We start from the raw sequence: 18,196 nt of genomic DNA, 5'->3' as shown, positions 1-18,196 counted from the left end.
TATGTGGGGCATAAGGATCTGGGAACGGCCGGTTTCAACTGTTTGGAACAGGGCCGTCAACCGTGCTGGAATTCAACGAACTAGCTAGTAGCACCGCCGAGAGGTTGTTGGTCGAGTGAGGCGAAGCAACACGAGCCCCGCGGATGAACCCGCGCGCGGCAACTTCACCCCGCCGCCGCGAGCGGCCGCGTCGCCCGTCGACGCGCCCGTGGAACCGCCGGCGAGCCCCGGGAGCACCAGCAGGTTCTCGCCCCGCAACTGGCGCGTGCCGACCCGCCTGAACGCCATCCTGCTCGTACCGGCCCTCGTCGGCCTGGTCATGGGCGGTTTCCAGGTGAAGGGCTCCGTCGACACCTGGAACGAGGCCAAGGACGCCGAGAAGATAGCCAAGGTCGTCCAGGCCTCCTCCGAGTACGGCCTCGCGCTGCTCAACGAGCGCGACCTCACGGCCGAGCCGCTGCTGAGCGGCAATCCGAACAGCGAGATCGTCACCAAGGCCCGCGGCGCGACCGACGCGGCGAAGGTGAAGTTCGACCAGGCCGTCCAGGACATGCCGAAGAAGCAGGGCATGGAACGGCGCCTGGACCTCTTCCGGGGGGACGAGCCCAAGCTCAAGACGGTCCGCGAGACGGCCTACGCCGCCGCCGCGGAGACGGCGAAGAAGAACCTCCCCACCGCGCCGGGCCCGATCCCGACCGAAGAGGGCTATGTGCTGGTCCAGCACTACCTCATGCAGTTCTCCAACGAGCTCGGCCTCGGCACCGGCAACGTGACCTCCTACGGCCGCATGGTCTACGCGATCCAGCTGGCCAAGGCGGCCAACTCGCTGCAGCGTGCCGTCGGCACCCACCTGCTGGTGCGGCCGAACGCGAACGAGGACATCCGCAAGAGCCAGCTCGTCGCCTTCTCCTCCTACGCCTACCTCGAGGAAATCGCCATCGGCGAGTACGTCGCGGCCGGTACCGAGGAGGACGTGAACCGCCTCAAGCAGGTGATGCAGAAGAAGTCCGACGAGGGCGCCGCCAAGCTCGCCGACGCGAAGGCCAAGGCGGAGGAGGCGGGGGTCCGCTTCGTGCCGCCGCCCGTGGCGGCCAACAAGTCGGTGCTCACCGGCATGACCGAGGCGATAGCCAGCGGCCAGAACAAGACCAAGCTCGCGGCCGAGGGCACCACCCCGATGGCCTGGCAGGCCGCGGCCACCGCGAAGTTCGACGGCTACGACGAGATCGAGAAGGAGCTCCTCGCCAAGGCCGTCGACGACGCCGTCGCGGTCTCCGACGAGGCCCGCACCGACGCCATCGTCAACGGCGCCATCGTCGTCGTCGCCCTGCTCGCCGCCTTCATCATGGCCGGCCTCATGGCCCGCCAGATGGGCCGCGCGATGCGCCGCCTGCGCTCCGCCGCCTTCGACATCGCCGAGCAGCGCCTGCCCTCGCTCGTCGACCAGCTCTCGCGCACCGACCCGGGCAAGGTCGACACCCGGGTCCAGCCGATCCCGATCGACTCCCAGGACGAGATCGGCGAGGTCGCCCGCGCCTTCGACCAGGTCCACCGGGAAGCGGTCCGGCTCGCCGCCGAGCAGGCGCTCCTGCGAGGGAACGTCAACGCGATCTTCACCAACCTCTCCATGCGCAACCAGTCGCTGATCGAGGGGCAGCTGACCCTCATCACCGACCTGGAGAACAACGAGGCGGACCCGGACCAGCTGGAGAACCTCTTCCGCCTGGACCACCTGGCCACCCGTATGCGCCGCAACGGCGAAAACCTCCTCATCCTCGCGGGTGAGGAGCCGGGCCGCCGCTGGGACCAGCCAGTCCCCCTCGTCGACGTCCTGCGCGCCGCCTCCTCCGAGGTGGAGCAGTACGAGCGCATCGAACTCTCGGGCGTCTCCGACGCCGAGATCCACGGCCAGGCCGTGACCGACCTCGTGCACCTGCTCGCCGAGCTGCTGGAGAACGCCACCACCTTCTCCTCCCCGCAGACCAAGGTCCGCGTCAACGCCACGCGTCTGCCCGACGGCCGCGTGATGGTCGAGATCCACGACAAGGGCATCGGCCTGACCGCCGAGGACTTCGCGGACATCAACCACAAGCTGGCCAACCCGCCGACCGTGGACGCCGCGATCTCGCAGCGCATGGGTCTGTTCGTGGTCGGTCGGCTGGCGGACCGCCACAGCATCCGCGTCCAGCTGCGCCCCTCGGGCGAGGCGGCCGGCACCACGTCGCTGATCATGCTTCCCGAGGCCATCACCCACGGTGGCGGCGGCGAGTCCGTTCCGGACGACGACTTCACGGTCTCCTCGATCATCCCGCAGCAGCACGCCCAGCAGGCGGCCCCGCTGCGCACGGCCGCCGAACTCGGCTTCGACGACTCCCGCTACGACCAGCAGGGCGGCGACGTCCGCGAGCTCGACCCGGTCGGGCGGTCCCTGAGCCGCGAGGAGCGGCGAGCCGCCCTGGAGGCACAGGTCGGCTACCCGCAGGAGCAGCAGTACGAGCAGCAGGCCCAGGAGTATCCGGAACCTCAGCCGGAGCACGGCTACCAGCCGTACCAGGGCTACGAGCAGCAGTCCGGGCAGGGCTTCGACGACTCGTACGAGACGGCTCAGGGCCGGCAGGGGTACGAGGAGTACCCGCAGCAGGGCTACGGTTATTCGGAAGCCGGCTACGAGGACCAGCAGCCGGCCGCCCCGGACTACGATGGTGGCTACGACTCCCGGTCGCAGCAGGGGCAGTGGCCCCGACAGAACACGTATCCGGCTGCCTACCAGCAGGATTACGGGACCGAATCGGAATCCCCGGCCGGTCCCGAACCGGTCGCGGAGCGCGTAGGCTTCGACCGTCCGGGCGCCGCTGCCGACACCGGTCACCAGATGACCGGAGCGGGCCTGCCGCGACGCGGCAGCCAGCAGCAGTGGCAGCCGGCACAGAAGGAAGCGGAGTCCTCCGGATCCCTCTTCGAGCAGCGGCCGCAGCGACAGCAGCAGCCCGCTGAGCCGGAGCGGTCCCCGGAGGAGAAGGACGCCACGGCGGCCTGGCGCTCGGGCAACGACGAGCGCTGGCAGCAGGCGGCCAAACTCCGCGAGCCGAAGGCGGGCGGGGTCACCCCGTCCGGCCTCCCTCGGCGGGTGCCCAAGGCCAACCTGGTCGAGGGCGCGGCGGAGACGACCCCGCAGGGCGGCCCCCAGGTCTCCCGCGCTCCGGAGGACGTCCGCGGCAGGTTGAGCAACCTGCGGCGCGGTGTCCAGCAGGGACGCAGTGCGGGATCTGAGCAGTCAAGTAACAGCTATGACCAGGAGCGTTAGTGTGAGCCCGATGAGCCAGGCGGCACAGAACCTGAACTGGTTGATCACCAACTTCGTGGACAACACCCCAGGGGTGTCCCACACGGTGGTGGTCTCCGCCGACGGACTCCTTCTGGCGATGTCCGACGGGTTCCCGCGCGACCGCGCGGATCAGCTGGCGGCCGTGGCCTCCGGACTGACCTCGCTGACCGCCGGAGCCTCCCGCATCTTCGAGGGCGGCGCCGTCAACCAGACCGTGGTCGAGATGGACCGGGGGTTCCTCTTCCTCATGTCCGTCTCCGACGGATCCTCGCTCGCGGTGCTCGCGCACCCCGAGTGCGACATCGGCCTCGTCGGTTACGAGATGGCCCTTCTGGTGGATCGTGCGGGCAGCGTCCTGACCCCGGACCTGCGCGCCGAGCTGCAGGGAAGTCTTCTCAACTAGCAGACAGGCAGTGCGTTTCGCGCCATCGCACCATAGGGTGCGGTGGCGCGGTTCCACAGGGAGTACTGCGTTCTTGGAGTCGGAGGAGGAAACGTGACAACACCCGGAGGTCATCCTTATGGCGGCGCTCAGCAGCCGCAGGGTGGACAGCACGACCAGAACCGCTTCAACTTCCCCTCTGCTCCCAGCCGGCCCGTGCCGGAGTACGACCCCTACCAGCAGCAGCCGTACGGCCAGCCCCAGCAGCCACAACAGCCCCAAATGCCTCAGCAGCCGCCGCGCGCGACACGCCAGCCGGCTCCGAAGGCCCACAACCCGCTGGTGCGTCCGTACGCGATGACCGGCGGCCGTACTCGGCCGCGCTACCAGCTCGCCATCGAGGCGCTGGTCAGTACCACGGCGGACCCCGCGCGGTTGCAAGGGCAGTTGCCCGAGCATCAGCGCATCTGCCGTCTGTGCCAGGAGATCAAATCCGTCGCGGAGATCTCGGCACTCCTCTCCATTCCTCTTGGTGTCGCCCGCATCCTCGTCGCCGACCTGGCGGAGGCGGGCCTTGTCGCCATTCACCAGCCCGGCGGCGACGAGTCTGCCGGCGGCCAGCCAGATGTGACACTGCTCGAAAGGGTGCTCAGTGGACTTCGCAAGCTCTAACGGCGGAGCGGCTCGCTCCACCACCTCCGCGAAGATCGTGGTGGCGGGCGGCTTCGGCGTGGGCAAGACCACGTTCGTCGGCGCGGTCTCCGAGATCAACCCGCTGCGCACCGAAGCCGTGATGACCTCCGCCTCGGCCGGGATCGACGACCTCACCCACACCGGTGACAAGACGACCACCACGGTCGCGATGGACTTCGGCCGCATCACGCTGGACCAGGACCTGATCCTGTACCTCTTCGGTACGCCGGGCCAGGACCGCTTCTGGTTCATGTGGGACGACCTCGTCCGCGGCGCCATCGGCGCCGTCGTGCTCGTGGACACGCGCCGCCTCGCCGACTGCTTCCCGGCCGTCGACTACTTCGAGAACAGCGGCCTGCCGTTCGTCATCGCCCTCAACGGCTTCGACGGCCACCAGCCCTACACCCCGGAGGAAGTCCGCGAGGCCCTGCAGATCGGACCGGACGCCCCCATCATCACCACCGACGCCCGCCACCGCGCGGACGCCAAGAGCGCGCTCATCACGCTCGTCGAGCACGCCCTCATGGCGCGCCTGCGGTAGGAGCGGGGCGTCCCCCCGCCGAACACGCCGCGAAGGCCCCCGTGTCAGGCCGACACGGGGGCCTTCCGCGTGGGGCGAGGGCCTGGGCCCGACCCCCGCCCCACGCGGAAGGCCCCGCACCCTGGAGGTGCGGGGCCTTCTCGGCGTCGGGGCTCAGCCCTGCCAGCTGTGCGGGGCGCGGAAGCCCGGGGTGCGCTCCAGACGGCGCCAGCCGGCCTGGGAGCCGGAGCGGGGGGCGGGAACCGTCTCGGGGGTGGCGGCGGCGCGGGCGAGCAGGATCGCGGTGATCGCGGCCAGCTCCTCGGGCGCGGCGTTGCCCTTTTCGACGCGCAGCAGGGTGTCGGTGCTCATCGGTGGCTTGTCTCCTCTTTACTGCGGCGGGTTGCCGTGCTTGCGCGACGGCAGGTCGGCGTGCTTGTTACGGAGCATCGCGAGGGCGGCCACGAGGGTCTCGCGGGTCTCGGCGGGGTCGATGACGTCGTCGACGAGGCCGCGCTCGGCCGCGTAGTACGGGTGCATCAGCTCCGCCTTGTACTCCTTGACCATGCGCACGCGCATGGCCTCGGGGTCCTCGGCGTCCGCGATCTGCTTGCGGAAGATGACGTTGGCCGCGCCTTCGGCGCCCATGACGGCGATCTCGTTGGTGGGCCAGGCGTAGGTGATGTCGGCGCCGATGGACTGGGAGTCCATGACGATGTACGCACCGCCGTACGCCTTGCGCAGGATCAGCGAGATCCGCGGCACGGTGGCGTTGCAGTACGCGTACAGCAGCTTGGCGCCGTGGCGGATGATGCCGCCGTGTTCCTGGTCGACGCCCGGCAGGAAGCCGGGGACGTCGAGCAGCGTGATGATCGGGATGTTGAAGGCGTCGCACATCTGGACGAAGCGCGCGGCCTTCTCGGAGGCGTGGATGTCCAGGACGCCGGCGAGGTGGCCGGGCTGGTTGGCGACGATGCCGACGACCTGTCCGTCCATCCGGGCCAGGGCGCAGATGATGTTGCGGGCCCAGCGCTCGTGGATCTCCAGGACGTCGCCCTCGTCGACGAGCTCCTCGATGACCTTGAGCATGTCGTACGGGCGGTTGCCGTCGGCGGGTACCAGGTCCAGGAGGACCTCGGAGCGGCGGTCCGCGGGGTCGCTCGTCTCGTGGACGGGCGGGTTCTCGCGGTTGTTGGAGGGCAGCATCGAGATGAGGTAGCGGACCTCGGAGATGCAGGTCTCCTCGTCGTCGTACGCGAAGTGCGCGACGCCCGAGGTCTCGGCGTGCACGTCGGCGCCGCCGAGCCCGTTCTGGGTGATCTCCTCGCCGGTCACCGCGCGGACCACGTCCGGTCCGGTGATGAACATCTGCGAGGTGTCCCGGACCATGAACACGAAGTCCGTCAGGGCCGGGGAGTAGGCGGCGCCGCCGGCGCAGGGGCCCAGCATGACCGAGATCTGCGGGATGACGCCGGATGCCTTGGTGTTGCGCTGGAAGATGCCGCCGTAGCCGGCGAGGGCGGAGACGCCCTCCTGGATGCGGGCGCCGGCGCCGTCGTTGAGGGAGACCAGCGGAGCGCCGGCCGCGATGGCCATGTCCATGATCTTGTGGATCTTCGTGGCGTGGGCTTCGCCCAGGGCGCCGCCGAAGATGCGGAAGTCGTGGGCGTAGACGAAGACGGTGCGGCCCTCGACGGTGCCCCAGCCGGTGATGACACCGTCGGTGTAGGGCTTCTTGCCCTCCAGGCCGAAGCCGGTCGCACGGTGGCGGCGCAGCTGCTCGACCTCCCTGAAGGAACCTTCGTCGAGGAGCAGCGCGATGCGCTCACGGGCGGTCAGCTTGCCCTTGGCGTGCTGGGTCTCGGTGGCGCGGTCACTGGGGCCGCGCCGCGCCTGCTCGCGCAGGGAGTGCAGCTCGGCCACGCGCCCACGGGCGTCCGTCGGCTCGCTCGGGGTCTGGTCCACAACGGTCATGTACCGACCTTACGAAGATCGCGATGAAAAACCTCCGTTCATTCCGCACAGTCTCGGGAGTCTTCCGCTGTCCGGCCCGCACAGTACGACCGGAGGAACCAAGGACTCCGCCAGACGAGACCTTCGTCCTTTGTGGGCCTTCCACACAACGGGCTGACAGACCGGCCAGATGTTGAAATTTGAACAGGATGGGGTTAGCGTCGTCCTCGTTGAAGTAGTTGAACATTCAACAGAACCTCTCCGACTCATCCGAGGAGCACGTCATGGGCATCTTCACCCGCCGCAGCCAGGACACCGCCACTGCCACCTCGGTCGTGGACCCGGCGCTCGCCGCCCTCACCGGCGACTACGTCATCGACGCCGCTCACAGCAGCATCGGCTTCACCGTCCGCCACGCCATGGTCACCAACGTCCGCGGCAGCTTCGACGCCTTCGAGGGCAACCTGCACCTGGACGGCGGGGACCCGACCCGTTCCACCGCCTCCATCGACGTGACGATCGGCTCGGTCAACACCGGCATCGGCGACCGCGACGCCCACCTGCTGGGCAGCGACTTCTTCGACGCCGAGCTCTTCCCCCTGATGACCTTCCGCTCCACCCGGGCGGCGCAGCTCGGCGGCGACGCCTACCGCGTCACCGGCGAGCTCACGATCAAGGACATCACCCGCCCGCTCTCCATCGACCTGGAGTTCACCGGATCCGCCAAGGACGTCTACGGCAACGAGCGCGTCGGCTTCGAGGGCTCCGCCGAGATCCTGCGCTCCGACTGGGGCCTGACCTGGAACGCGGCGCTGGAGGCCGGCGGCGTGATGGTCAGCGACAAGGTCAGGCTGGGCTTCGACATCTCGGCGATCAAGCAGGTCTGACCGGCGCCACCCGCGGGCCGCACGGGGCGGCTACCAGCCGCCCCCGCCGTCGAATCCGCCACCTCCGCCGTCGAACCCGCCACCCCCGCCGAAGTCCCCGCCGCCGAAGTCGGACGGGTTGAAGTCGGCTCCCGAGACGTCCCCGCCCTCGAAACCGCCGCCCGTGCCGCCGCCGAAGTCCGCTGCGTAGGCCGGACCGGACATCATCGAACCGAGCATGGTCCCCATCAGCAGACCGGGCAGGAGACCGCCGCCGAAGTAGCCTCCGGCCCAGGGGCCGTAGGCCGGGCCCGCGTCGTAGTAGGGGCGCGGCCCGCGCTCCGTGTCGACCGTGCGGACCACCGGGTCCAGGCCGTCGCGCAGCCGGACGGCGTCCGCCGCGCAGACCGGGACGGTCCGCGGGGCCCCGCCCGCCGGGGCCCAGGAGGCGTCCTCGCTACTGGGCCCGTGCCGGGGGTCGAAGAAGCAGGGCGAGCGGCGCTCGGGCAGCGGCCTGCCCTGGCGGCGCGCGTCCAGGGCGGCCAGGGCGAAGCGGCCGTCCTCCAGGGCCTGTGTGACCCCCGTGACCTCGTGCGGGTACCGCACGGAAGCCATGATCTGCTTCGCCCTCTCGTACGAGTCGAGCCCCTGCTCGTAGTCCCTGCGCATCGCCTCGTCCGCGCCGGGCTCGCCTGGGTGGAAGTCGAGGCGGTCGAGCTCCTCGCCGAAGGCCGTGATGTCCTCGTCGACGACCACCCTCAGGCGCTCCACGGCCTCACGCCGGTCCTCTTCCTTCCTCCTGCGGTTGCGGCGGACCAGCGCGTAGGCGCCGCCGCCGCCCACCACGGCCAGCGCGCCGAGCGTGACCAGGCCGCCGACCGGAGCGCCGCCCTCCTCGCCGACGCTCCCCCAGGAGGCGGGGGCCCCGCCCTTGACCTGGGTCAGGGCCTGGTCCACGAAGGAGTCCAGCTGTGCGCCCGCGTCCGCCGGAGCGCCGGTCTTCACGGCCTCGGTGAGGTTGCGCACGGCGTTCGGGGGCATGACCGCACGGTCCGCGCCGGCGTTGAAGCCGTCCCCGAGCCGGATCGCGTAGAGCCCGGTGATCCCGGTCTGGGCGCGGACGGCACTGAGCACCTTGTCCTCCGGGAACTCCCCGCCCGCGGGCAGCACGGCGACGAACACCGGCTTGTCCGCGTCCTTGATCTTCTGTGCCAGCGCGTCCGCCTCCGCCCGGGGCAGTTGCGCCTGGGCGCGGGGGTCGACGTAGACGGGACCCTGCCTGAGGGCCTCCGCCACGGCGGCGACGCCGGTGGCGGCCGATGCCTGCGGCGCGACCGCGAGGGCGGTCGCGGACAGGGCCAGCAGCAGACCGGACAGCAACGATCCACAACGTACGGATATCAGCCTGGTCCTCATACGGATGACGCTACCCGAACGGGTGATTTCATGCGTGAGCCGGACATAAGGACCGCCCGTTCACTCGGCCGGTTCGACGCCCGCGTGCAGGAGCCCGTAGGTGAAGGCGTCCTCCAGGGCCTGCCAGGAGGCCGCGATCACGTTCGGGGCCACGCCCACCGTGGACCACTCCCGGACGCCGTCGGTCGTGGCGACCAGCACGCGCGTCGTGGACTCCGTGCCGTGCGTGCCCTCCAGGATGCGGACCTTGTAGTCGACCAGCTCGAACTTGGCGAGCTGCGGATAGAACCGCTCCAGGGCCACCCGCAAGGCGCGGTCCAGCGCGTTGACCGGGCCGTTGCCCTCGGCCGTCGCGACGATCCGCTCGCCCTTGGCCCACAGCTTGACGGTGGCCTCGTTGGCGTGGGTGCCGTCGGGGCGGTCCTCGACGATCGCCCGCCAGGACTCGATGCGGAAGTACTTGCGGGCCCGGCCCTCGGCCTCGGCGCGCAGCAGCAGCTCGAAGGAGGCGTCGGCGGCCTCGTAGGTGTAGCCCTTGAGCTCGCGCTCCTTGACCCGCTCCACGACCCGGGAGATCAGCGCGCGGTCATCGCCGAGGTCGACCCCCAGCTCCTTGCCCTTGAGCTCGATCGAGGCCCGCCCGGCCATGTCGGAGACCAGCATGCGCATCGTGTTGCCGACCCGCTCCGGGTCGATGTGCTGGTAGAGGTCGGGGTCGACCTTGATGGCCGAGGCGTGCAGGCCCGCCTTGTGGGCGAAGGCGGAGACCCCCACGTACGGCTGGTGGGTGGAGGGCGTCAGGTTGACGACTTCGGCGATGGCGTGCGAGATGCGGGTCATCTCGGCGAGGGCGCCCTCGGGGAGCACCCGGCGGCCGTACTTGATCTCCAAGGCGGCCACGACGGGGAACAGGTTCGCGTTGCCGACGCGCTCGCCGTATCCGTTGGCCGTGCACTGCACGTGGGTGGCGCCCGCGTCCACGGCGGCCAGGGTGTTGGCGACGGCGCAGCCCGTGTCGTCCTGGGCGTGGATGCCGAGGCGTGCGCCGGTGTCCGCGAGGACGGTCGCGACGGTCGCGGTGATCTGGGCGGGCAGCATCCCGCCGTTGGTGTCGCAGAGGATGACAACGTCGGCGCCGGCCTCGTGGGCGGCGCGCACGACGGACTTGGCGTACTCGGCGTTGGCCCGGTAGCCGTCGAAGAAGTGCTCGCAGTCGACGAAGACGCGGCGGCCCTGGGCCACCAGGTAGGAGACGGTGTCCCGGACCATCTCCAGGTTCTCGTCCAGGGTGGTGCGCAGGGCGAGTTCGACGTGGCGGTCATGGGACTTGGCGACGAGGGTGATCACGGGGGCGCCGGATTCCAGCAGGGCGCGGACCTGCGGGTCGGCGGCCGCCTCGCCGCCCGCCCGCCGGGTGGCGCCGAAGGCGACGAGCTGGGCGTTCTTGAAGGTGATCTCGGCCCGGGCGCGGGCGAAGAACTCGGTGTCGCGGGGGTTGGCGCCGGGCCAGCCGCCTTCGATGAAGCCCACTCCGAAGTCGTCCAGGTGCCGGGCGATCGTCAGCTTGTCGGCGACCGTGAGGTTGATGCCTTCGCGCTGGGCGCCGTCGCGCAGCGTGGTGTCGAAGACATGGAAGCCGTCGTCGAGGACCGCTGCTGCCGCCCCTGATGTCGTCGTCATGCTGATCTGACTCCTGTCGGATGAGTGGTTCCGGATGCCCGGGGGCCCACTGCCCCCATCATCGCGCGCGGTCCGCTCCCGGCGGGGTGGTGCCGGTAAACGAAAAGACCCCTCGCGGGTAGCGAGAGGTCTGCGCGCGGGTCTGAGGCACGGTGGCCGCTTCCGCGAGGTTCTACCGCGGTTCAGCGGCCACTGTGGACCGGCGCGCTGCTGGCGATAATCACGAGCTGAGCAGGCACGCTCGCAGTGTGCCACACCGTCCGCCGCGGGTGGACAGGAATCTCAGCATGCGGGCAGCGGATCCGGTCCGGCCCCCGAGGACGCGGCCTACGGCGTGAGGGCCTCGGACAGGAACTCCCGGACGTGGTCGAGGATGGCCGACCGGTCCACCGTCGGCAGACCCACCGCGAGCTGGATGCTGAACCCGTCGAGCAGGGCCCGGACGCGTGCCGCCAGGCGATCTGGGTCCACCGGCCGGAACTCCCCGCGCGAGATCCCCTCCGCGAGCAGCGCCACCAGGTCGCGGTGCCAGGCGCCCTCGATGGCGGCCTGGCGGTCGCGCTCCTGGGGGCCCGCGTTCTGGGAGCGGTTCCAGACCTCCAGCCACAGCGTCCAGTGCGGGTCCCGGGGCCGCGTGGGCACGTAGAGGTCCACGTACGCCTCCAGGCGCTCCCGCACCGGGCCGCGGCGCGAGAGCAGCGCCCGCCGCTCGGTGCCCAGCTCGGCCTCGCTCCACTCCAGGGTCTGCAGCAGGAGCTCGTCCTTGCTGCGGAAGTAGTAGAGGAGGTGGCCGCTGCTCATGCCGACCTCACGGCCGAGGCCCGCCATGGTCAGCCCTTCCAGGCCGCGCTCGGCGATCGTGGCCATGGCGGCGACGAGTACGTCCTCGCGCGGGGGTGCGTTCTTGCGCGCCGCCCGTACCGGTACTCCACCCGCCGCCATGGCCCACTCCTCGTCGTCTTCGCGCCGGTGCGGTCGTCAGACCTTCGGCTGCTGCTGGGTGATGCAGTGGATCCCGCCACCCCCGGCGAAAATCGTACGTGCGTCAACCAGTGTCACGGTCCGCTCGGGGAACAGTCCGCGGAAGATCTCCGCTGCCTCCTCGTCGCGCGGGTCGTCGAAGGAGCACAGCACGACACCGCCGTTGCACAGGTAGTGGTTGATGTAGGAGTAGTCCACCCACTCCCCGTCCTCCTCGAGCACGGTCGGCGCCGGGATCTCCACCACCTCGAGCCGGCGGCCCCGCGCGTCGGTGGACGCCCGCAGGATGGCGGCGATGGTCTTGCACCGCTCGTGGTCCGGGTGGGCCGGGTCGGGCTGGGTGTGCACCATCACCACGCCGGGGCGGGCGAAGGCGGCGACGATGTCCACGTGCCCCTGGGTGCCGTAGGTGCCGTAGTCGCCGGCCAGGCCGTACGGGAGCCAGATGGCCTTGGTGGTGCCGAGGTGGGCGTGGATCTCCGCCTCGACCTGCCGGCGGGTCCAGCCGGGGTTGCGGCCCTCGCCGAGCTGCACGGTGTCGGTGAGCAGGACGGTGCCCTCGCCGTCGACGTGGATGGCGCCGCCCTCGTTGACCAGGCGGGTGCTGTAGGTGCGGGTGCCCACCACGTCCGAGACATGCCGGGCGATCTTGGAGTCGTGCTCCCAGCGGGCCCACTCCTGCGCGCCCCAGCCGTTGAACGTCCAGTCGACGGCCGCCAGCTCGCCGGCGTCGTTGGTGACGAAGGTCGGGCCGATGTCGCGCATCCAGGCGTCGTCCAGCTCGCGTTCCACCAGCGTGAGCTCGTGGCCCTCCCCCGCCCCCGCGATGGCGCGGGCGTTCTCCGCGTCGCCCGGCGAGGCGACGAGCGTCACCGGCTCGTACGCCCGCACCGCGCGGGCCACGGCGCCCCAGGCCTCACGGGCCTCGGCGAGTTCCCGCTCGTCGGTGAAGGTGGGGTTGGGGCTGGGCCAGGCCATCCAGGTCCGCTCGTGGGGCGTCCACTCGGCGGGCATCCGGAAGCCGTCGTTCACGGGCTGTGCAGTCATGACAGGCAAGTCCTCAGAGGAAGTACAGGCGGTTAAGGGAGACCGATTCGGCGGCTTCGGAGCGCAGCGGTTCCCCGTCGAGGGAGACCAGGCCGCTGCGCGCGTCCACATCGACCGCGCCCACCCGGGAGTTGAGCAGCAGGTCCGCGGGGCCGATGCCGCGGGTGCCGCGGACGGCGACCCGGCGCCGCCTGGTCGGCATCGCGTCGCTCCCGAGGGCCGCCGCGGCGGCCGAGACGAAGGCGACCGAGATGTCGGCGGCCGTCGCCCCGTACGAGCCGAACTGCGGCCCCAGGACCAGCGGTTCGCAGGTGTCCGTGGCGGCGTTGGGGTCTCCGGTGACGCCGTACGCCGGGAAGCCGGACTTGAGCACCAGTTGCGGCTTGGCGCCGAAGAACTGCGGGCGCCACAGCACGATGTCGGCGAGCTTGCCGACCTCGATCGAGCCGATCTCGTGGGCGAGGCCGTGGGCGATGGCGGGGTTGATGGTCAGCTTGGCCATGTAGCGCAGCACGCGGGCGTTGTCGTCGCCCTCGCCGTCACCGGGCAGCGGGCCCAGCTCGCCCTTCATCTTGGCGGCCATGGCGAAGGTGCGGCGGATGGTCTCGCCGGCGCGGCCCATGCCCTGGGCGTCGGAGGAGGTGATGCCGATGGCGCCGAGGTCGTGCAGGACGTCCTCGGCCCCCATGGTGCCGGCGCGGATCCGGTCGCGGGCCATGGCGGCGTCGCCCGGGAGGTCCGGCTTGAGGTCGTGGACGGAGACGATCATGCCGTAGTGCTCGGCGACCGCGTCCCGGCCGAAGGGCAGGGTGGGGTTGGTGGAGGAGCCGATCACGTTCGGCACGCCCGCCATCTTCAGCACGTTGGGCACGTGCCCGCCGCCGCAGCCCTCGATGTGGAAGGCGTGGATGGTCCGGCCGTCCAGCACCCGCAGGGTGTCCTCGACGGAGAGGCACTCGTTGAGGCCGTCGCTGTGCAGGGCGACCTGTACGTCGTGCTCCTCGGCCACGCGCAGGGCGGTGTCCAGCGCGCGGGTGTGGGCGCCCATGTCCTCGTGCACCTTGAAGCCGGACGCGCCCCCCTCGGCGAGCGCCTCGACCAGCGGGGCGGCGTCCGAGGAGGAGCCGCGGGCCAGGAAGCCGATGTTGACGGGCCAGGCGTCGAAGGCGTTGAAGGCGTGCTTCAGCGCCCACGGGGAGTTGACGCCGACGCCCCAGACCGGGCCGAACTCCTGGCCGATGACCGTGGTGACGCCCGCCGCGAGGGAGGCCTCCATGATGCGCGGGGAGAGCAGGTGCACGTGGGTGTCGACGGCTCCGGCGGTCGCGATCAGTCCCTCGCCGGAGACGATCGAGGTGCCCGTGCCGACGACGACGTCGACCCCGTCGAGGGTGTCGGGGTTGCCCGCCCGGCCGATGGCGTGGATGCGGCCCTCGCGGATGCCGATGGAGACCTTGCGGATGCCGAGGACCGCGTCGATCACCAGGACGTTGCTGATCACGACGTCGCAGGTCTCGCGGACGGCGGCGGCCTTCAGGTGCAGGCCGTCGCGGGCGGTCTTGCCGAATCCGGCCAGGAACTCGTCGCCGGGCTTCTGGGCGTCGTACTCGACGCGGACGGTGAGCCCGGAGTCGCCGAGCCGCACCCGGTCGCCGACGCGCGGGCCGAAGACGGAGGCGTACTCCTGCGGGTCGATGTGCCGGCTGCCCGGCGCGCAGTGGGCGCTGTGGTCGCTGTGCGGGGTCTGCCTGCTCAACGCTGCTCTCCGTCCGCTCGTTCGGCGCCGTCGACCGGCGGGGCCGGTGCGGCGTGGGTGGTGCCGGACGCCGGGGCGGAGCCGGACGGGCCGGCGGCGCCCAGGTATCCGCACGCCTCGGCCCGGGCCAGCGCGAGCTCCTTGGCCCCGGGGGCGTCCAGGGGGCCGTCGACCAGGCCCGCGAAGCCGATCGCGACGCGGGCGCCGCCGATCGGGACGAGCCCGACCTCGCCCTCGCCGTGCGGGTCGAACCGTACGGAGGAGCCCGCCGGCACGCACAGCCGCATGCCGTAGGCGGCCGCACGGTCGAAGTCGAGCCGGGGGTTCGCCTCGAAGAAGTGGAAGTGGGAGGTGACGCTCACCGGCACGGGCGCGGTGTTGCGCACGCGCAGGTGCAGCACCGGCTCGGGCTGGGGGACGCCCGGCCCGGTGAGGACCGCCCCGGGGGCGTCGTCGCCGAGCGGCACCGCGCCTTGGACGGGGGACGAGACCACCGCGAGCCGGGAGCCGTCGTCGAAGACGGCCTCCACGTGCACCTCGGTCACCACGTCGGCCACGCCGGGCAGGACGTCGTCGGGGCCCAGCACGCGGCGGGCCTCCTCGATGGCCTCCGCGAGCCGCTTGCCGTCGCGCGCGGCCTCGCAGACGGTGTCCGCGATCAGCGCGGTGGCCTCCGGGACGTTGAGCCGGAGGCCGCGGGCCCGTCGGGCCCTGGCCAGTTCCGCGGCGCTGCGCAGCAGCAGCCGGTCGCGCTCCGTAGGGGTCAGCCGCACGCCGATCCACCACCTCTTGAGTCAATGGGTTAGAGCATCACTCTAACTCTTTGATTCCGGTCCTTGAAGCATTGACCTCGGACCAGGGCTTGCGTCACATTGAGTGTCGCTCAAAGCCAAGCGGAACCACCCCCCGCCCTGCAAGGGAGTCCCCCTATGCCCATCGAACAGCGCGGAGTCGACACCATCCCCGAGGAGGAGCGGACGAGTGGCCCCCGGGACCTGGTCGCGATCCTGCTCGGGTCCAACCTCTGCCTCGGCGTCATCGTGTTCGGCTGGCTTCCCCCGTCCTTCGGACTGGGGCTGTGGCCCTCGGTCACCGCCATCGTGACCGGCACCCTGGTCGGCATCGCCTTCACCGCGCCGCTGGCGCTGGTCTCCCTGCGCACCGCCACCAACCTCTCCACCTCCAGCGGAGCCCAGTTCGGCGTCCGCGGCCGCCTCGTCGGCTCGGTCGTCGGCCTGCTGCTGTCCCTGGGCTACACCGCGCTGACCCTGTGGATCGGCGGCGACGTCATGGTCGGCGTGCTCGCGCGGCTCACCGGGCTGCCGGACAGCGGCGTCTCGCGGGGCGCCATGTACGGGGCGCTGGCCCTGTGCACGGTCGTCGCTGCCGTCTTCGGCTACCGGCTGCTGCTGCGCATGAGCAAGGTGCTGTCCGTCGGCATGGTGCTCCTGCTCGCCGTCGGCGTCGTCGCCTACGCCCCCGAGTTCACCACCGCGGCGCCGCCGGACACCGCCTACCTGCTCGGCTCCTTCTGGCCGACCTGGCTGCTCGCCGTCGTCGCGGCCGGACTCAGCGGCCCCGTCGCCTTCATCACCCTGCTCGGCGACTACACCCGCTACATCTCCCCGCGCCGCCACGGCTCCCGCAAGGTCCTGTGGGCCACCGGCCTCGGCCTGCTCGTCGGCCTGCTGGTCCCGCAGTTGTTCGGCACCTTCACCGCGCTCGCCGCGCGCGCCGGGACCGACTACGCCGGGCCGCTGGTCGAGGCCGCGCCGTTGTGGTACCTGGTCCCGCTGCTCGCCGCGGCCGCCGCCGGCTCGGTGGGCAACGCCGGGCTGATGCTGTACTCGATGGGGCTCGACCTCGACGCGATCGTGCCCCGGGCCACCCGCACCACGGCCACCGTGATCGCCGCGGCCGTCGCCACCGCGTTCGTCTTCATCGGCTCCTTCGAGTGGGACGTGCAGGCGGCGATGACCTCCTTCGTCCTGCTGCTGACCGCGATCGGCACCCCGTGGGCCGTGATCACCCTGATCGGGCACGTGCGCTGCAAGGGGCAGTACGACGCCGACGCGCTCCAGGTCTTCAACCGCCGCTCGGTGGGCGGGGCCTACTGGTACCGCGGCGGGTGGAACGCGGCCGCCACCGCGTCCTGGGCCATCGGGGCGGGGGTCGGCCTGCTCGCCGTGACCACCCCGTTCTACGAGGGGCCGCTGCTCGCCCTGACCGGCGGTGTGGACTGCTCCTTCGTCCTCTCCGGACTGGTCGGCGGGCTCGTCTACACGGCCCTGACCGCGCGCACCGCTGCGGCGGTGGTCCCGTCCGAGGAGCCGGCGACCGCCTGACCAGCGGGCGGCGCGGCCGCGCCCCCCGCGCCGCCCCGCCCGCCCCGCCCCCATGAACGCGGAGGCCCGCGCTCCACTGTCGGGAGCGCGGGCCTTCGTCCGTACGCGGCGGGGGGCGCCGGATCAGCCGAGCGGGTGCATCCAGCCGTGGGTGTCCGCGGCGTGGCCGGTCTGGAGTTCCAGCAGGGCCTTGCGCAGGCGCATGGTGACCGGGCCGGGCCGCCCGTCGCCCTGCGTCCATGCGGCACGCTCGGACTTGACCGAGCCGACGGGGGTGATGACGGCGGCGGTGCCGCAGGCGAACACCTCGGTGAGGGTGCCGTCGGCGTTGTCGCGCTGCCAGTCCTCGGTGGTCAGGCGGCCCTCCTCGGCGGTGTAGCCGAGGTCGCGGGCGATGGTCAGGAGGGAGTCGCGGGTGATGCCGGGGAGCAGTGAGCCGGTGAGCTCGGGGGTGACGATGCGGTCCCCGTACACGAAGTACAGGTTCATCCCGCCCATCTCCTCGATCCAGCGGTGCTCGACGGCGTCGAGCCAGACCACCTGGTCGCAGCCGTGCGAGGCCGCCTGGGCCTGCGCGACCAGCGAGGCCGCGTAGTTGCCGCCGGTCTTGGCCGCGCCGGTGCCGCCCTTGACCGCGCGGACGTAGTCCTCGGAGAGCCAGACGGAGACGGGCTTGACGCCGCCGGGGAAGTACGCGCCGGCGGGCGAGGCGATGACGATGAAGAGGAACTCGTTCGCCGGGCGGACGCCGAGGCCGACCTCGGAGGCGAACATGAACGGCCGCAGGTAGAGCGATGCCTCGCCGGAGTCCGGGACCCAGGCGCGGTCCTGCTGGATCAGGACGTCGCACGCCTCGATGAACAGCTCGGCCGGCAGCTCCGGCATGGCCATCCGGCGCGCCGATGCCTGGAAGCGCGCGGCGTTGGCCTCGGGGCGGAAGGTGGCGACGGATCCGTCGGGCTGGCGGTAGGCCTTCAGGCCCTCGAAGATCGTCTGCGCGTAGTGCAGCGTCATGTTCGCCGGGTCGATCGACAGGGGCGCGTAGGGGACCAGCTCGGCGTCGTGCCAGCCGCGGCCCTCGGTCCACTTGATCGTCACCATGTGGTCGGTGAAGTGGCGGCCGAAGCCGGGGCTGGCCAGGATCGCCTCGCGCTCCGCGTCGGACAGCGGGTTCGAGGAGGGCTTGAGCTCGATCGTGGGCGTCGTCATGAGTGCTTGTCCTTCACCGGTTG

At 71.3% G+C, this 18,196-nt stretch carries 15 protein-coding genes; 6 read left to right on the top strand and 9 right to left on the bottom strand.

From position 1 onward, the window contains the following. Window positions 1-115: 115 nt before the first annotated feature. The 4 genes from AC07FY_RS09210 to AC07FY_RS09195 all read left to right on the top strand — a co-directional run bounded on the left by AC07FY_RS09210 (window position 116) and on the right by AC07FY_RS09195 (window position 4,941). Complete coding sequence (locus AC07FY_RS09210) at window positions 116-3,304, top strand: sensor histidine kinase (protein ID WP_479002777.1); 3,189 nt, start codon at window positions 116-118, stop codon at window positions 3,302-3,304. A 10-nt stretch (window positions 3,305-3,314) separates the two neighbouring features. Further along, window positions 3,315-3,728, top strand: coding sequence for a roadblock/LC7 domain-containing protein (locus AC07FY_RS09205; protein ID WP_030037347.1), 414 nt, complete (start codon window positions 3,315-3,317; stop codon window positions 3,726-3,728). Window positions 3,729-3,821: 93 nt separating this feature from the next. Next, window positions 3,822-4,379 (top strand): DUF742 domain-containing protein, encoded by a 558-nt coding sequence (locus AC07FY_RS09200; RefSeq protein WP_479002775.1) that lies wholly within the window; start codon window positions 3,822-3,824, stop codon window positions 4,377-4,379. Further along, window positions 4,360-4,941 carry a GTP-binding protein gene (locus tag AC07FY_RS09195; protein ID WP_037792108.1) on the top strand — a complete coding sequence of 194 codons (582 nt, stop codon included), beginning with the start codon at window positions 4,360-4,362 and terminating at the stop codon, window positions 4,939-4,941. The genes AC07FY_RS09200 and AC07FY_RS09195 overlap by 20 nt, the downstream gene beginning before the upstream one ends. A 153-nt stretch (window positions 4,942-5,094) precedes the next feature. Here AC07FY_RS09195 and AC07FY_RS09190 read toward each other — a convergent pair whose 3' ends face one another. Together AC07FY_RS09190 and AC07FY_RS09185 are read right to left on the bottom strand one after the other, a co-directional pair. After that, a complete protein-coding gene (locus AC07FY_RS09190) occupies window positions 5,095-5,292 on the bottom strand; it encodes an acyl-CoA carboxylase subunit epsilon (protein WP_479002771.1) in 198 nt (65 codons plus the stop codon). Window positions 5,293-5,310: 18 nt separating this feature from the next. Continuing rightward, a complete protein-coding gene (locus AC07FY_RS09185) occupies window positions 5,311-6,894 on the bottom strand; it encodes an acyl-CoA carboxylase subunit beta (RefSeq protein WP_479002769.1) in 1,584 nt (527 codons plus the stop codon). 263 nt (window positions 6,895-7,157) lie between these two features. On the opposite strand from AC07FY_RS09185, the gene AC07FY_RS09180 reads away from it, so the two are divergent. After that, on the top strand, window positions 7,158-7,760 hold the full coding sequence (locus tag AC07FY_RS09180; protein ID WP_479002766.1) for a YceI family protein: 603 nt from the start codon (window positions 7,158-7,160) through the stop codon (window positions 7,758-7,760). Window positions 7,761-7,790: 30 nt separating this feature from the next. Here the strand turns inward: AC07FY_RS09180 and AC07FY_RS09175 are convergent, their stop codons facing one another. The 6 genes from AC07FY_RS09175 to ureA all read right to left on the bottom strand — a co-directional run bounded on the left by AC07FY_RS09175 (window position 7,791) and on the right by ureA (window position 15,392). Next, window positions 7,791-9,155: a hypothetical protein gene (locus AC07FY_RS09175; protein ID WP_479002763.1), complete on the bottom strand. Its 1,365-nt coding sequence runs from the start codon at window positions 9,153-9,155 to the stop codon at window positions 7,791-7,793. 60 nt (window positions 9,156-9,215) lie between these two features. Then, window positions 9,216-10,835 carry a citramalate synthase gene (gene cimA / locus AC07FY_RS09170; RefSeq protein ID WP_479002760.1) on the bottom strand — a complete coding sequence of 540 codons (1,620 nt, stop codon included), beginning with the start codon at window positions 10,833-10,835 and terminating at the stop codon, window positions 9,216-9,218. 327 nt (window positions 10,836-11,162) lie between these two features. Beyond that, window positions 11,163-11,777, bottom strand: coding sequence for a TetR/AcrR family transcriptional regulator (locus AC07FY_RS09165; protein WP_479002757.1), 615 nt, complete (start codon window positions 11,775-11,777; stop codon window positions 11,163-11,165). Between the two features lie 36 nt (window positions 11,778-11,813). Beyond that, complete coding sequence (locus tag AC07FY_RS09160; RefSeq protein ID WP_479002754.1) at window positions 11,814-12,863, bottom strand: agmatine deiminase family protein; 1,050 nt, start codon at window positions 12,861-12,863, stop codon at window positions 11,814-11,816. Between the two features lie 13 nt (window positions 12,864-12,876). Continuing rightward, window positions 12,877-14,559, bottom strand: a complete 1,683-nt coding sequence (locus tag AC07FY_RS09155; protein ID WP_479003196.1) for an urease subunit alpha — start codon at window positions 14,557-14,559, stop codon at window positions 12,877-12,879. A gap of 56 nt (window positions 14,560-14,615) precedes the next feature. Next, the gene (ureA, locus tag AC07FY_RS09150) at window positions 14,616-15,392 is read right to left on the bottom strand and encodes an urease subunit gamma (protein ID WP_479002751.1); all 777 of its coding nucleotides are present in this window, start codon (window positions 15,390-15,392) and stop codon (window positions 14,616-14,618) included. A gap of 156 nt (window positions 15,393-15,548) precedes the next feature. Here ureA and AC07FY_RS09145 point away from each other — a divergent pair, with 156 nt between their 5' ends. Next, complete coding sequence (locus tag AC07FY_RS09145) at window positions 15,549-16,964, top strand: cytosine permease (protein WP_479002748.1); 1,416 nt, start codon at window positions 15,549-15,551, stop codon at window positions 16,962-16,964. A gap of 123 nt (window positions 16,965-17,087) precedes the next feature. Here the strand turns inward: AC07FY_RS09145 and AC07FY_RS09140 are convergent, their stop codons facing one another. Then, window positions 17,088-18,173, bottom strand: a complete 1,086-nt coding sequence (locus tag AC07FY_RS09140; protein ID WP_479002746.1) for a branched-chain amino acid aminotransferase — start codon at window positions 18,171-18,173, stop codon at window positions 17,088-17,090. Window positions 18,174-18,196 lie beyond the last annotated feature (23 nt).

The organism is Streptomyces sp. NPDC045967 (assembly GCF_056430495.1).
Note: the sequence above shows the minus strand (reverse complement) of the source record. Positions and strands in the feature narration are given on the sequence as shown.